The organism is Microbacterium sp. 69-10, assembly GCF_001897945.1.
GTDB lineage: Bacteria > Actinomycetota > Actinomycetes > Actinomycetales > Microbacteriaceae > Microbacterium.
This window is the reverse complement of record NZ_MKRT01000004.1, coordinates 7,107-21,823: the sequence shown is the minus strand read 5'-3', so window position 1 is coordinate 21,823 and position 14,717 is coordinate 7,107. Positions and strand designations below refer to the sequence as shown.

Sequence of the window (14,717 nt, the reverse complement as noted above, 5' to 3'; positions counted from 1 at the left end):
CTGACCTTCCGCGCGAGCCCTGCCGCGGGGCATCCGTTCTACATCAAGTGGGGCCCGCGCAACGACGAGTGGAACCTGCGCGACGAGGCCGAGAGGATGCGCTGGGCCGCGCGCTGGATCCGGGTGCCAGAGGTCATCGACCAGGGTCAGGATGCCACCCACGAGTGGCTGGTCACCAGAGCGATCGATGGCGACAGCGCCGTGCACGCGCGCTGGGTGGCGCGCCCCGAGATCGCGGTGCGCGCGGTCGGCGAGGGCCTGCGGGCACTGCACGATGCGCTGCCCGTCGACGACTGCCCGTGGGACTGGGCGGTCGAGAGCCGCATCGCGAACGCCGAGCGCCGAGGCATCCGCGTCGCCGAGCGCTTCCATGACGCCCCGCCGATCGACCGCCTCGTGGTCTGCCACGCGGATGCCTGCTGTCCGAACACCCTGATCGGCGACGACGGCCGCTGGCTTGCGCACGTCGACCTCGGCCTGCTCGGCGTGGGCGACCGCTGGGGCGACATCGCGGTGGCGTCGATGAGCACCGAGTGGAACTACGGGCCGGACTGGGAGGACGTGCTCATCGAGGCGTACGGCATCGCACCCGACCGCGAGAGGCTGGCGTACTACCGGGAGCTGTGGAACGCGACCTGACCCCGGCGGGGTCAGGATGCCGGGTGCGGTGGACGCCGCAGCACCCAGTCCATCGTGCCTCGCGCGGTCTCGCGGAGCGTGCGGTCGTGCCGCCACTCCCGCCGGGTCAGGGCACCGTGCGGCGGCAGGTAGCGGCGAGAAGGTCAGCGGTCTCCGGCGTGAGATGCGCGGCCCCGCGAGGGAGGGAGTGCCGTTCGAATACTGAGGGGAGCACGGGGCGAACGCCGCCCCGTGCTCCCCTCATCAATCAGATCATGGCGGAGGCTGCCGCGAAGCCCGCAAAAGCCACGCCCACCAGCACCACTCCCGCCACCGCTAGCGCCATGACCAGCAACGGCTTGAACCTTGTCGCCTTACGCAGCGACAAGGCGCCGAACACCGTGGCGACGAGTAGTGCGAGAATCCCCCAGGCGGTGATGAGAGCGGTGGCGGCGCTCACGCCGATGGCGAGGAGGGCGACGACAGTCCGCGTCGCAGGACGTTCGGCGCTGAGCGCCTGGGTGGACGCGCTCATCACAGGTTCCCGACCGAGTGTGAGACTACGCCCTTGTTCGTCCCCACCTGCTGCTGACGCTTGTGAAGCTGGATAGCGTTGTCTTTGAAGAACGCGGAAAGCTGGTAGTTGTAGCGAATCTCCTGCCGGTAGTTCCCGATGGCGATACCGAACATGTAGAAGTCCAACTTGTTCACCTTGGAGTAGGTGCGGGTGGTTGCAGCGGCAGCCGTCCTCAATGCGGCCGGCGTGGTGACGACCACAGGCTCCTCCGTGACGCGAACCTCATAGGCGTCGGGGTCGGACAGCAGCCGCACGAAGTCGGCCTGGTCTGCGGGGGAGAGCTTGTCGAATTTCACCCGCTCGGCCGTGGGGAGAGTGTCCCTAATCTGCGAAACAGCAGTGACGTCTGGAGTCGGCGGCATGGCGGCTACAGCTGCGGCTGGCGTGCCGACGGCAACGACCATTGCGAGTGCGCCAGCAGCGAGCGCGGACAGCGGTGTGGATACTTCATTGGGGTGACCCTCCGGTGGTCGACGTAATGAGTTTCTGAAAGAAGCCCCATTGAACCTATCGGACTCGACCAGCGTCCCCTGTACCAAGGACGTCATCAGCGTCCGCTGCAGGCCCCCCGATTCCGAGCACGGCGATCGACGAATATCGCAGGTACGAATGTCGCAACATGCCAGTAAGTCGACCGCCGACGGAGCCCTGTCAGCTCCAGACGAACCGGAAGACGCCGGATGCCACTGCTGCGGCGATCGCGATCACCATGATGGCCGACCCGCCCAGCACCGCGACGGCGTCGCGCGGATGCAGCCGCGAGGGCCGCGACCAGGTGCGCGGAACACCGGAGCCGAACCCGCGCGCCTCCATGGCCATCGCCAGCTTGGTGCCGCGACGCACGGCGAAGACGAGCAGCACGAACGCCATCGAGAAGAAGCGGCGCAGCGCACCGTGATCGCCGACACCGCGCGCCCGGCGTGCCAGCGCCATCGTGCGCCAGTCGTCGAGGAACAGCCCCAGCATCCGCGTGCCGGCGAGCACGCCCAGCACGAAGCGGCTCGGCAGGTGAGCGACTTGGGCGAGCGCGTCACCGAGCTCGGTGGGGTCGGTGCGTCCGAAGAGAAGGATGGTCGGCAGGCCCAGCGCGATCACGCGCAGCGTGACGGCGACGGCCAGTTCGATCGATCCCTCGCTGATCGCGGCGACCCCTAACCGCCAGAACACGTGCCCCTCCGGTTCGGCGTACAGCAGCATGCTCAGCCCCGCGATCGGCGAGAACAGCGCGATGGGCAGCAGCCGGCGCAGCACCGTGCGCACTGCAAGGCCGGTGAGGGGAAGACACAGCAGCTGCAGCGCGATCGCGACCAGGGCGCTGACCGGATCGATCGATGCGAACAGCGGGACCGAGAGCAGCAGCGCCAGCACGAGCTTGGTCACCGGGTTGACGCCGTCGAGCCAGGCGGCGCGCGTCGTGCCGGCGAGAGCGGATGCCCGGGTCTGCGCCCTCACGACGGTCACCTCGCCCCTCCGGATGCCGCGGCGCCGACGGCGAGCTCCACCCGATGCCCGCCGAGATGGCGCACGACTGAGTCGTCGTGACTCACCGCGACCACCGTGCGGCCCGCGGCGATCTCCTCCTGCAGCAGCTCGACGATGCCGATCCACCCGCGTCGATCCTGCCCGAAGGTCGGTTCGTCGAGCACGATCACCTGCGGGGCGGAGGCGAGCACGGTGGCCACCGACAGCCGCCGTTTCTGCCCGCCGCTGAGCGTGAACGGGTTGGCGAGCGCCAGCGGCGCCAGCTGGAGCCGCTCCAGCAGGTCGTCGGCGATGGCGGTGGCCTCGGCATCCGACTTCTTCAGCGCTCGCGGTCCGACCGCGAGCTCGTCGCGCAGCGTGCGGGCGAGGAACTGGTGCTCGGGTTCCTGGAACACCGTGCCGATCCGGGCGAGCAGCTCGCGCGAGGTCCAGCGCGACGGGCGCCGGCCGGAGCGCCCGGCCAGATCGGATGCCGCGGTCACCGCGCCCTCGAGCTCGGGCAGCAGGCCCGCGAGCGTGAGCGCCAGGGTGGACTTGCCCGCCCCGTTCGGCCCGGTGATGACCGTGGCCGCGCCGCGCGGCACGCGCAGGTCGACTCCGGCCTGCACGGCCGTGCGCCCGTCGCGCGCCACTGCGAGCGAGACGGTCTCGAGCACGGCATCCGCTCCGCTGCCGACGGGTTCCAGAACCGGCAGGGGGATGCCGCGATCGGGCACCCACACGCCGGCATCCGCCAGCGTCTCGCCGTAGCGTCCGAAGACCTCCGCCGGCGTCCCGTCCGCGAGCAGACCGCCGTCGGCGGCCAGCACGATCACGCGGGTCAGCAGATCCGCCCAGATCTCGGTGCGGTGCTCGACGACGACGAGCGTGGCCCCAGTGGCATCCAGGACCCTGCCGACGCTCTCGCGCACCTCCCGCACGCCCTCGGGGTCGAGGTTGGCGGTCGGCTCGTCCAGCAGCAGCAGACCGGGGCGCATGGCCAGGACGCCGGCCAGCGCGAGCCGCTGCTTCTGCCCGCCGGAGAGCATCTTGGTCGGCCGATCCAGCGGAACATCGAGACCGACCGCCTCGAGCGCCTCCGCCACCCGCCCGGGGATCTGCTCGGCGGGGACGGCGAGGTTCTCGCATCCGAAGGCGACGTCGTCGCCGACCTTGGAGAGCACGACACCGGCATCCGGGTCCTGCAGCACGAGTCCGATCGCGCCCCGGCGGGCCTCGGGCGCCGCCCCGTCGACGAGCAGCGAACCGGTGCGCTCACCCTCCTCGGCATCGCCGAGCACGCCGGCGAGACCGGCGAGCAGCGTCGACTTGCCGGCGCCGGAGGCACCGAGCAGCAGCACGCGCTCGCCGGGCTCGATCGTGAAGGTCGCGTCGCTGACCGCGGGAAGGCGCCGGCCCGCGTAGCGCCAGCCCCATCCGTTCGCGGTGACGCGAGCCGGAGCCGTCACGCTCAGACCTCCTGGCGCGCTTCCCGGCCGGCGGCGAATCGGCTCAGCGCGCCGGTCGCGGCGAGCGCGCGGACGAGCAGCCAGCCGACCAGGCCGGCCAGCAGCGCGCCCGAGACCGCCAGGGTGCCGAGGTAGATCGCGTTGAACTCGAAGGACTTCAGGAAGTTCGGCGAGGAGCCGTAGAACATCTCGAAGATCCAGGCCGCCGCGCCCGCGCCGACCCCGGCGAGCATCGCCACGGGCAGCGTGAACCGGCGGTAGAGGAACAGGGCGAAGATCAGCTCCGCGCCCAGGCCCTGCACGATGCCGGAGAGCACGGTGGAGACGCCCCACACGTTGCCGATCAGCATCGAGATGATCGCGGCGACCACCTCGACGACCAGCGCGGCGCCGGGCTTGCGGATCACGAGACCGCCGATCACGCCGCCGATCAGCCAGATGCCGACGGCGATGCCGCCGAGGCCAGGGGTGACGGCGTCGGCGGCGCCGAACCAGGCGCCTCCGACGATGTTCCAGCCCCAGAAGATCAGGCCGGTCGCGACGCCGAGAACGGCGGCCACGACGATGTCGACGACGCGCCAGCGCGGCTGCGCGACAGCGGTGACGCCCTGTGCGGCGGATGCGGACATGGATGCACTCATCTGAACTCCTCCCTGCGCCGGCATGATCCGGATCAGGTTCGACGGTCGAAGCGCGGGTCGCTTCCTCTCAGCCCGGCACGCCGGACTCCCGTGGTTGTGCCCTCGATTCTAGTCGGTTCGTTCACGGGGATGGTTGGTAGCGTGTATTGGGTGACTGTCTCCCCCGAGTCCACGCGCCCTGCCACGCGCCGTTCGCTGCGCGAGAAGTCGCGCGCGCACACCGGGCCCGCCTCCGAGCCGACCGCCGCGTCCGCCGACACGACGCCCGCCGGGACCGCGATCATCACGACCACCCCGTTCAGCGGCGATACTGGCGCTGTGGATGCCATCGATGGGACGCCCACGCCGGAGCAGGGCGCTCCGGGACTGGCGGATGCCGCACCCGACGCTGTCGCCGAGCCGACCGCGCTCGCGGACGAGCCCTCCGACCTGCTCGATGACCCGACCGCTCCCGTGCGCGTGATCCCCGATGCCGGTGCGGCGCGAGCAGCCGCATCCCCGTCCGGCGATGGCCTCCCGCCTGCGGAAGCACTCGCCGACCCCCGGCTGCTGGGCGCCGAGGACGCCGTCGCGGTTCCGCCCGTCGACGACTCCGCCTCCCCCGCGATCGGCGACCTGTTCGGCGTGCCCGTGCAGCCGGATGCCCCGGCGCTGTTCGATGAGCCTGCTCCCGTGACCGCTGAGGAGCCCTCCCCCCTCTTCCTGAGCGACATCGAGAACGCGCTGGCCGCGGAAGCCGAGACCACAGAGGTCTCCGAGCCCGAGGTCGAGGCGCAGCCCGCCCAGGTGACGGCGTGGGCCGATGACCGGCATCCGATCACGGCGCTGACCTGGGTCGATCCGCTGAAGGTCGGCGCGACGCCGTCCGCCCAGCCGGAGACCGCTCCGGCGCTGTTCGCCGGGGCTCGTCTCGCGCCCACGGGGCGACGGCTGCGGCTGGTCCTCCCCCTCGGGATCATCGGCGCCCTGTGCGCGAGCTACGTCGGCGGCACGCTCCTCGCCCCGCTGGACAACGTCGCACCGGCGGTGCAGAACGCGCCGGTCGAGATCGCCGCGGCACCGGCCGCGACCGTGACCTGGCCGGCCACGGGGAGCGCCGCGGTGGCGGTGCTGGGAATGAACCCGGTGGCGTCCACCACCGACCGGGACCAGATCGCGAGCCTCAGCAAGGTCGCCTCGGTGATGATGGTGCTCGACAAGCTGCCCCTGAAGGTGGGCGAGCAGGGACCCAGCTACGCGTTCACCAAGGCGGACCAGCGCGACTTCCTGGACTACCGCCGTTCGAACCAGTCCTCGCTCGATGTGCCCGTCGGCGGCAGCCTGACCGAGTACCAGATTCTCCAGGGCGTGCTGCTGGGGTCGGCGAACAATTACATCGACCGGCTCGCCAGGGAGATCTGGGGCTCGGAGGCCGCCTTCGCCGACGCCTCGGCGAAGTGGCTGCGCGACAACGGCATCGAAGGCATCACGCTGGAGAATCCCTCCGGGTTCAGCAAGTCGAACGTCGCGACGCCCGAGGCGATGCTGCGCCTCAGCGAGCTGGCGATGCGCAACCCGGTCTTCGCGGAGATCGTCGCCACCCGCACCGCCGAGATCCCGGGCGTGGGCACCGTGACCAACACCAACAAGATGCTCGACGATCCGGGCGTGATCGGCATCAAGACCGGAACGCTCGATCACTGGAACCTGCTGACGGCCAAGGAGGTGAAGGTCGGCGACACGACCGTGCGCCTGTTCACCTCGGTGCTCGGGCAGGACAGCAGCAAGGATCGGCTCGCCGTGACCCGGGAACTGCTGGCCGGCATGGAGAAGTCGCTCGCCGATCAGCCGGTGTCGGTGCCGAAGGGCACCGTCGTCGGGAAGGTCACGACCGAATGGGGCGGCGAGGTGAACCTCGTCACGGACTCCGACGTGCGCGTGGTGCTGTGGAACGGTGCGACCGCCACCGCGACCTCGGATCTCGCACTCGGATCGAAGACCACGGCCGGGGCGAAGGCCGGCACGCTGAGCGCAAAGGGCCCGGTGAACACGGCGGAGACCACGGTGTCGCTCGCCAAGGAGGTCACCGCCCCGAGCATCTGGTGGAGGCTGACGCACCCGCTCGAGCTGTTCGGCATCGACAAGCAGTAGGGCGTCGGCATCCCGCATCCAGGTATCAGGTTCGGTCGTTTCCGGGTCGGTTCAGACCGCAGAAGCTGATACCTGAACGAGGAGATCGTCTGCCGCCCCGCAACGCGAACGCCCGCCCCTCGGGTGAGGGGCGGGCGTTCGCGTCTGCCGTCAGGCCGGTCGGTCAGGTCCGGTCGGAGTCGGATGCCGTGGACTCGGCCTCGCGCACTGCTTCAGCCAGCTGCGGGGCGTCCGCCGCCTCGGCGATCGCCTCCTGTGCAGCATCCTCGGCGTCGCCCGTCATGACCACCGGAGTGCTGCCGGTGAGGGCTTCCTCGGCGTCGATGTCGGATGCCGCCTGCTCGAACTGCGACTGGTACAGGCGCCAGTAGGCGCCCTGCGTGGCGATCAGCTCGTCGTGGGTGCCCTGCTCGACGATGTCGCCGTGCTCCATCACGAGGATGAGGTCGGCGTCGCGGATCGTCGAGAGACGGTGCGCGATCACGAACGAGGTGCGCCCCTGACGCAGCGCCGCCATCGCGTGCTGCAGCAGCAGCTCGGTACGGGTGTCGACCGCACTGGTGGCCTCGTCGAGGATCAGGATCGACGGCTGGGCGACGAACGCGCGGGCGATCGTGATCAGCTGGCGCTCACCCGCCGAGACGTTCGACGCGTCCTCGTCGAGCACGGTGTCGTAGCCGTCCGGCAGCGAGTGCACGAACCGGTCGACGTAGGTCGCCGCGGCAGAGGCGATGATCTCGTCGTCGGTCGCGGACTCGTTGCCGTACCGGATGTTCTCGCGGATCGTGCCGCCGAACAGCCACGGGTCCTGCAGCACCATGCCCGTGCGACGACGCAGGTCGTCGCGGGCCATCTCGGCGATGTTCTGCCCGTCGAGCAGGATGCGACCGGAGTTCAGCTCGTAGAACCGCATGATCAGGTTGACCAGCGTCGTCTTGCCTGCACCGGTCGGGCCGACGATCGCGACCGTCTGACCCGGCTCCACCCGGAACGACAGGTCGGTGATCAGCGGACGGTCCTCGCTGTACGAGAAGGCCACGTGGTCGAACTCGATCACGCCGCGGCCGCCCTCGACGGTCGGGGCGTCCTCGTCGTCGGGCTCCTGCTCCTCGGCATCCAGGAAGTCGAAGACGCGCTCGGCCGACGCCGTACCGGACTGCACCACGGCCGCCATGCCGCCCAGCTCGCTGAGCGGCTGGCTGAACTGCTGCGAGTACTGGATGAACGCCTGCACGTCGCCGAGTCGCAGACCGCCGTTGGCGACCATCAGACCACCGAGCACCGCGATGCCGACGTACTGCAGGTTTCCGACGAACGTCATGGCGGGCATGATCACGCCCGACAGGAACTGCGCTTTGAAGCTCGCCTGGAACAGCTCCTCGTTCTCGACCTGGAAGCTGTCGAGGGCGTCCTGCTCGCGACCGAACACCTTGACGAGGGCGTGACCCGAGAAGGCCTCCTCGACGCGGGCGTTCAGGCGGCCGACCTTGCGCCACTGGATGCCGAAGGCCTTCTGCGACCGCGGGCCGATGACGCCGAAGATGACAGCCATCAGAGGCAGCGACACCAGCGCGACCAGCGCGAGCTGCCACGAGATCGAGAACATCATGACCAGCACGCCCACCACCGTGAGCAACGAGGTCAGCGCCCCGGACAGCGACTGCTGCATCGTCTGCGTGATGTTGTCGATGTCGTTGGTGACCCGCGAGATCAGCTCACCGCGCTGCACCTTGTCGAAGTACGACAGGGGCAGGCGGTTGATCTTCGCCTCGACGTCCTCGCGGAGCCTCCACATGGTGCGCACCATGATCACGTTGATCACGTAGCCCTGCAGCCAGCTCAGCAGCGCCGAGACGATGTAGATCGCCATGACCGCGATGATGATCCAGCGCAGCGACTCGAAGTTCACGCCGTCGCCGACCTTGAACGGAGCCATCGCCGCGATCATGTCGGCGAAGGTGTCCTGCTTCGCCTGGCGCAGCACCTCGACGACCTGGTCCTGGGTGGTGCCCTTCGGGAAGGCCGTCTTGCCCTCGCCGAGCGTCATGGAGATGAAGCCCTCGTAGACGATGTTCGTCGCCTCACCGAGGATCTTGGGCGCGGCGACGGAGAGCACCACGCCGATGGCGCCGAACAGCGACACCAGCGCGAACCACCAGGCCGAGGGCTTGAGCAGCCCGATCATGCGCTTGAAGCTCGGACCGAAGTGATCGGCCTTGCCCGGCGCGGGTCCGTCGAACATGCTGCCGCCGTGCTGACGGGCCTTCTCGGCCTGCTCGGCCTCTTCGCGCTCGGCCTCGGTCATCTCGATGACGGGCGCGGATGCCGCACGTGCGGCGACCATGCGCTCGCGGCGGCTCATCTTCCTGTCCTCCCCGCTCATGCGTCCACCCCCAGCTGAGAGACGACGATCTCCTTGTAGGTCTCGTTGTCGGCGAGCAGCTCGTCGTGCGTGCCCACTCCGACGACCTTGCCGTCCTCGAGCACGACGATGCGGTCGGCATCCGTGATCGTCGACACGCGCTGCGCGACGACGATCTTGGTCACGTCCGGCAGCTCGCGCCACAGCGCCTGCCGCAGGCGGGCATCCGTGGTCAGGTCGAGCGCCGAGAACGAGTCGTCGAAGACGAGGATCCGGGGCTGGTGCACGATGGCACGGGCGATCGCGAGTCTCTGACGCTGACCGCCCGACACGTTCGTACCGCCCTGGGAGATGTGCGAGTCCAGCCCGTCGGGCATCTCCTCGACGAAGTCACGCCCCTGCGCGATCTCGAGCGCCTTCCAGAGCTCCTCGTCGGTGGCGTCCTCGCGGCCGTAGCGGAGGTTGGACGCGACCGTGCCGGTGAACAGGAACGGGCGCTGCGGCACCAGGCCGATGCTCTTCCACAGCGAGTCGAGATCGGCCTCGCGCACATCGACGCCGCCCACGCTCACGGCGCCGCCGGTCACGTCGAACAGGCGGGGGATGAGGGAGACGAGCGTGGTCTTGCCGGATCCGGTGGAGCCGATGATCGCGACGGTCTCACCCGGCTCCGCGCGGAAGCTGATGCCGCTGAGCACCGGCGACTCCGCGCCGGGGTAGGTGAACTCGACGTCGTCGAAGGCGACCGCTCCGGGAGCGGGGAACTCCTTCACGCCGTCGGCCGGGCGGCTCATCGACGCCTCGGCGTCGAGCACCTCGCCGACGCGCTCGGCGGAGACCGCAGCGCGCGGGATCATCATGGCCATGAAGCTGGACATGATGATGCCCATCATGATCTGGCCGATGTACTGCATGAAGGCGAAGATCGTGCCGACCTCGGCGTGGCCGGCGTTGATCTCCACGCCGCCGAACCAGATCACCGCGACGATCGTCACGTTGAGCACCAGCATGAACAGCGGGAACATCAGCACGAACAGCGAGCCGATGTTGCGTCCGAGCACCATCAGGTCGGTGTTGACCTCGCGGAAGCGCCGCTCCTCGATGCGCTCGCGCACGAACGCGCGCACGACGCGGACGCCGGTCAGCTGCTCGCGCATGATGCTGTTGACGTTGTCGATCTTGCGCTGGTTGGCGCGGAACAGCGGCACCATGCGGCCGATGATCAGCACGGCGATGACGAGCAGCAGCGGCACCGAGACGGCGATCAGCCAGCTGAGGCCGATGTCGGTCTGGATGGCGTAGATGATGCCGCCGATGGCGAGCAGCGGGGCGGTGACGAACATCGTCGCGCCCATCATCGCCAGCATCTGCACCTGCTGCACGTCGTTGGTGTTGCGCGTGATCAGCGAACCGGCGCCGAACTGCGAGACCTCGCGCTCGGAGAAGCCGCTCACCCGCGCGAACACGTCGGCGCGGATGTCACGGCCGGCCGCCATCGCCATGCGGGCGGCGAAGAAGGTCGCGAGGACCGAGGCGACGATCTGGCCGAGCGAGACCAGCAGCATGAAGCCGCCGCGGGCCCAGATGTAGCCGATGTCGGCCTTGGCCACGCCCTTGTTGATGATGTCGGCGTTGATCTGCGGCAGGTTGAGGGATGCCATCACGCTGGCGAACTGCAGCACCACGACGAGGAGCAGCAGCCACCAGTATCTGGAGAGGTAGCGAACGAGGAGTTTTCCCAGCACAGGCGGACTTCCTTTTGGGATCGGGGCCCGGAGAGGGCCACATGACAGAGTGCCACGAACCGCGGACATTCGTATCCCCCTCAGGGATGACCTTCGCTGAGGGCGAAACGGGCCGCGGGACCGCTCCCACAGGGCCCGTTTTCCTGGATCCGATCGAGAAATCGGTCAGGGTGCCGCGAATAGACTCGCAGGCATGCGAACCGGTTCTGCTGTCCTGCTGGTCTGCGATTATTCGCTGAAGTACCTGGGCGGCGCGCAGACCGCGTTCGTGCGGCAGGCCGAGGCCCTGGCGAGCGAGGGAGTGCCCGTCGTGGTGCTGGCCCCGGACGCCGACGCGCTGACCGCCGACGGCGTCGTGACAGTCGCGCCGCCCCGCCGCGGGACGATCCCCGTGCTGGATCTGCCGCTGCTCGGTCGCGCCGGCGACCTGGAGCCGCTGGTGGCCGCGACCGTGCGCCGGCACGACGTGAGCGCGATCGTCGTGCACTCGGAGTTCGCCCTGGCATCCGCCGCCCTCGCCGTCGGGAAGCGGCTCGGCATCCCCGTGCTGCACACGGTGCACACCTTCTTCTGGCGCGCGCCGGCCGCGCTCGCGCCGTTCGCACCGCTGGTCTCACGCGTGCACAGCGCGCTGACCGGCATCCGCGACGGCGACCGCTACTCCGGCAGCCATCCGCTGAACAACGCCCTGCGCACCATGACGCTGCGCATCGCTCAGCGCGCCGACATCGTGCTCTCCCCCTCGCGTCACCAGGCCGAGGCGCTGCGGCAGGCGGGCGCCGGGCGCGTGGAGGCGTTCTCGAACGTGGCGCAGCCGCTGCAGGCGACCGATCCCGCGAAGGGCGGTCCGCTGCGCCTGCTGTGGGTGGCCCGCTTCGCGCCGGAGAAGCGCGTCGAGGTCGCGCTCGACGCCATGCGCGCCGTCGTCGCGCGGGTGGGTTCGGATCGTGTGCACCTCGACGTCGCGGGCGGCACGCACCGGCCGGTAGCCGGCGTGACGTTCCACGGCCCGGTTCCCGGCGAGCGCGTCGCGGCGCTGATGGATGCCGCGGATGCCGCGCTCATCACCTCGCTCGGCTTCGACAACCAACCGATGGTGGCGCTGGAGGCCTTCGCGCACGGGCGCCCCGTGATCGTGAGCGACCCGGTGCTGGCGACGGAGTTCGGCGACGCCGCACTGGGAACGTCGACCCCGGATGCCGCAGGACTGGCCGAGCTGATCCTGCACCTCGAGGCCGATCGCTCACTGCTGGACGCCCCGCGCGCCGGCGCCCTCGCCTACGCGGGCGACCGGGTCGCCGCGGCGCACGTGGCCAGGCTGAAGGAGCTCATCGCGTCCGTGGAGACCTGAGAGCCACCCGACTCCCTGAAGCCCGGAGTTCGCGGGTCGGGTCCAACCGCCCTTCGCGGGTCCCATAACGCTGCCTCCCCGGCGCGGAGAGCACCATTCGGGCCCCGCGAAGCAAGATGGGCGCACCCGACCTGCCGAAACCCGGAGCTCGCGGGTCCCATAAGGCTGCCTCCCGCGCGCCGAGTCCACCATTCGGGCCCCCCCGAAGCGAGTGGGGAAAGCCTCGCGGGCCGACCGCAGACCGCTCAGTCGAACAGCGGCACGTCCGGGACGAACTCGCGCGCTCGTGCGCCGGGATCGGCCGGCAGATCGGCGATCGTGGCCGGGTTCCACTTCGGGTCGCGATCCTTGTCGATCAACTGGGCGCGGATGCCCTCGACCATGTCGGGCTGCGTGCCGAACCACATGATGCGGCGGTACTCGCCCTCCAGCGCCTCGCGCACGCTGTGCATCCGCCGCGCCTCCCGCACGGCGTCCAGCGTCACGGCCAGCCCGGTCGGGGCGAGCTCCTCCAGCACGGCCAGCGCCGCGGCGGCATCCGGCTCCTCGGATGCCCGCAGGCGCGAGACGATCTCGCCGACCGTGTCCGCCGAGAACGCCTCATCGATCCAGGCGCGTGCGGCGAGCGCCGGCGACGGCTCGGGCGTCTCGTCGAACAGCAGCACCAGCTCGTTCGGAGTGCCGGGGCCGGCCCGCCATGCCAGCGCCTCGCGCAGCGCGTCGAGGCGCTCGGACGGGACGAAGTGGTCGGCGAAGCCGAGCTGCACGGCATCCGCTCCGGTCATGCTCTGCCCGGTCAGGCCGAAGTACTCCCCCAGCCTGCCCGGCGCACGCCCCAGAAGCCAGGTGCCGCCGACGTCGGGGGTGAAGCCGATGCGCGTCTCGGGCATCGCGAGCTTGGAGCGCTCGGTGACGATCCGCACCGCCGCGTGGCCGGCCAGGCCGATGCCGCCGCCCATCGTGATGCCGTCGGCGAAGGCGACGACGGGCTTCGGGTACTCCGCGATGAGCGCGTTCATCGCGTACTCCGCCCGGAAGAACTCGGCGATGTCGCCCGGATGCCCGCCCACCAGCTGCTCGTAGAGGGCGCGCACGTCGCCGCCCGCGCACAGACCGCGCTCACCCTCGCCGTCGATCAGCACGGTCTCGATGTCCGGGTCGTGCGCCCACGCCTTCAGCGCCTCGGTGATGCGTCCGATCATGTCCTGGTCGAGCGCATTGATGGCCCGCGGACGGTTCAGGGTGATGCGTCCGAGGGAGTTCTCGGTGCGGATGAGGACAGTGGCGGCTTCGGCATCGGTCACGCCGTCAGGCTACTCCGCTTGGCGTTTCGTCCCTATTCGGGGGCCAGGATCGCGGTTTCCGGCAAGGTGAGACCGGGATTCACAGGGTTTTCCGAGAAGATAGGGGGAACTGACTGCAACAGGGGGAGACTGTCATGCCTCAGGGACAGGTGCTCGAGTTCAACCGGGTCACGAAGCGCTTCGGCGACGTGACCGCGGTCGCCGACCTGTCCGTGCGCGTCGAACCCGGCGTCGTCACGGCTTTCCTCGGCCCGAACGGGGCCGGCAAGACGACGTCGCTGCGGATGCTGCTCGGCCAGATCCGCCCGACCTCGGGCACCGCGACGATCGGCGGCTCCGCCTACTCGGAGCTGCGCCAGCCGCTGCGCTCGATCGGGGCCGTCCTCGAAGAGGCCTCGTACCGTCCGCGCCGCACCGCCGCGCGTCAGCTGTCGATCGCCGCGAAGGCGAACGGCATCCCGGCATCCCGCGTCGACGAGGTGCTGCGCCTGGTCGGTCTGCAGGACGACGCCGACACGCGTCTGGGCAGCTACTCGCTCGGCATGCGCCAGCGCCTGGCCGTGGCATCCGCTCTGCTCGGCGACCCGGGCGTGCTCGTGCTCGACGAGCCCGCGAACGGGCTCGACCCCGAGGGCATCCGGTGGATGCGCCTGCTGATGCGTCGCCTCGCCGACGAGGGCCGCACCGTGCTGGTGTCCTCGCACGTGCTCAGCGAGATCGAGCAGGTCGCAGACGATGTGGTGGTGCTGTCGAAGGGTCGCGCGGTGTTCGCCGGCTCGATCGACAAGCTCGCCGATCCGTCCGGCGGCGCCGTGATCGTGGACGCCGAGCACCGCGCGCAGCTGATTACCGCGCTCTCGGCGGCCAAGCTGAACTTCGACGTGCTGCGCTCGGGCGTGACCGTGCGGGACTCGGATGCCGCGACCGTGGGCGCCATCACCGCCGCCGCCGGCGTGCCCCTCACGCTGCTGCAGCAGCGCGGCCCCAGCCTGGAGGACGTCTTCCTCGACCTCGTCTACGGTCGCCGCTCGGACAGCCCGCGCCTGGATCAGGTGGCCA

Annotated in this window: 12 protein-coding genes and 1 riboswitch (1 of these 13 only partly in view); of the genes, 4 read left to right on the top strand and 8 right to left on the bottom strand. The window is 70.0% G+C overall.

Annotated elements, in window-relative coordinates:
• A protein-coding gene (locus tag BGN97_RS01310) for an aminoglycoside 3'-phosphotransferase (protein WP_363331384.1) crosses the window boundary here: on the top strand, window positions 1-639 show its 3' portion. 33 nt of this gene lie to the left of the window's left edge; only the last 639 of its 672 coding nucleotides appear in the window; its start codon lies off the left edge, out of view; it ends in the stop codon at window positions 637-639.
• A 247-nt stretch (window positions 640-886) separates the two neighbouring features.
• Here the strand turns inward: BGN97_RS01310 and BGN97_RS01305 are convergent, their stop codons facing one another.
• The 5 genes from BGN97_RS01305 to BGN97_RS01285 form a co-directional block, all read right to left on the bottom strand.
• Window positions 887-1,153, bottom strand: coding sequence for a hypothetical protein (locus BGN97_RS01305; RefSeq protein WP_292697377.1), 267 nt, complete (start codon window positions 1,151-1,153; stop codon window positions 887-889).
• On the bottom strand, window positions 1,153-1,491 hold the full coding sequence (locus tag BGN97_RS01300) for a hypothetical protein (protein WP_292697375.1): 339 nt from the start codon (window positions 1,489-1,491) through the stop codon (window positions 1,153-1,155). Before BGN97_RS01300 ends, BGN97_RS01305 begins: the two co-directional genes overlap by 1 nt.
• Before the next feature lie 355 nt (window positions 1,492-1,846).
• Entirely contained in the window at window positions 1,847-2,656 is an 810-nt protein-coding gene (locus BGN97_RS01295; RefSeq protein ID WP_292697373.1) for an energy-coupling factor transporter transmembrane component T, read from the bottom strand.
• Window positions 2,653-4,125, bottom strand: coding sequence for an ABC transporter ATP-binding protein (locus BGN97_RS01290; RefSeq protein ID WP_292697371.1), 1,473 nt, complete (start codon window positions 4,123-4,125; stop codon window positions 2,653-2,655). The genes BGN97_RS01295 and BGN97_RS01290 overlap by 4 nt, the downstream gene beginning before the upstream one ends.
• Window positions 4,126-4,127: 2 nt before the next feature.
• A complete protein-coding gene (locus BGN97_RS01285; RefSeq protein ID WP_292697369.1) occupies window positions 4,128-4,766 on the bottom strand; it encodes an ECF transporter S component in 639 nt (212 codons plus the stop codon).
• A riboswitch (TPP riboswitch) is annotated at window positions 4,757-4,868 on the bottom strand. (Overlaps the previous gene by 10 nt.)
• A 48-nt stretch (window positions 4,869-4,916) precedes the next feature.
• Here BGN97_RS01285 and BGN97_RS01280 point away from each other — a divergent pair.
• Window positions 4,917-6,896 (top strand): D-alanyl-D-alanine carboxypeptidase, encoded by a 1,980-nt coding sequence (locus BGN97_RS01280; protein ID WP_292697368.1) that lies wholly within the window; start codon window positions 4,917-4,919, stop codon window positions 6,894-6,896.
• A gap of 163 nt (window positions 6,897-7,059) precedes the next feature.
• Here BGN97_RS01280 and BGN97_RS01275 read toward each other — a convergent pair whose 3' ends face one another.
• A complete protein-coding gene (locus BGN97_RS01275) occupies window positions 7,060-9,258 on the bottom strand; it encodes an ABC transporter ATP-binding protein (protein ID WP_292697366.1) in 2,199 nt (732 codons plus the stop codon).
• Between the two features lie 17 nt (window positions 9,259-9,275).
• A complete protein-coding gene (locus tag BGN97_RS01270) occupies window positions 9,276-11,003 on the bottom strand; it encodes an ABC transporter ATP-binding protein (RefSeq protein ID WP_292697364.1) in 1,728 nt (575 codons plus the stop codon).
• Between the two features lie 193 nt (window positions 11,004-11,196).
• On the opposite strand from BGN97_RS01270, the gene BGN97_RS01265 reads away from it, so the two are divergent.
• Entirely contained in the window at window positions 11,197-12,354 is a 1,158-nt protein-coding gene (locus BGN97_RS01265) for a glycosyltransferase family 4 protein (protein WP_292697363.1), read from the top strand.
• Window positions 12,355-12,599: 245 nt separating this feature from the next.
• On the opposite strand, the gene BGN97_RS01260 is transcribed toward BGN97_RS01265, so the two are convergent.
• On the bottom strand, window positions 12,600-13,658 hold the full coding sequence (locus tag BGN97_RS01260; RefSeq protein ID WP_292697361.1) for an enoyl-CoA hydratase/isomerase family protein: 1,059 nt from the start codon (window positions 13,656-13,658) through the stop codon (window positions 12,600-12,602).
• Between the two features lie 134 nt (window positions 13,659-13,792).
• Here BGN97_RS01260 and BGN97_RS01255 point away from each other — a divergent pair.
• Window positions 13,793-14,717: ATP-binding cassette domain-containing protein (locus BGN97_RS01255; protein WP_292697359.1), on the top strand; the 925-nt coding region annotated here is incomplete at its 3' end.

Excerpts from the sequence above, each read along its gene's own strand:
- BGN97_RS01305 (WP_292697377.1), bottom strand. The coding sequence starts at position 1,153 with ATGAGCGCGTCCACCCAGGCGCTCAGCGCCGAACGTCCTGCGACGCGG.
- BGN97_RS01285 (WP_292697369.1), bottom strand. The coding sequence starts at position 4,766 with ATGAGTGCATCCATGTCCGCATCCGCCGCACAGGGCGTCACCGCTGTC.
- BGN97_RS01275 (WP_292697366.1), bottom strand. The coding sequence starts at position 9,258 with ATGAGCCGCCGCGAGCGCATGGTCGCCGCACGTGCGGCATCCGCGCCC.
- BGN97_RS01265 (WP_292697363.1), top strand. The coding sequence starts at position 11,197 with ATGCGAACCGGTTCTGCTGTCCTGCTGGTCTGCGATTATTCGCTGAAG.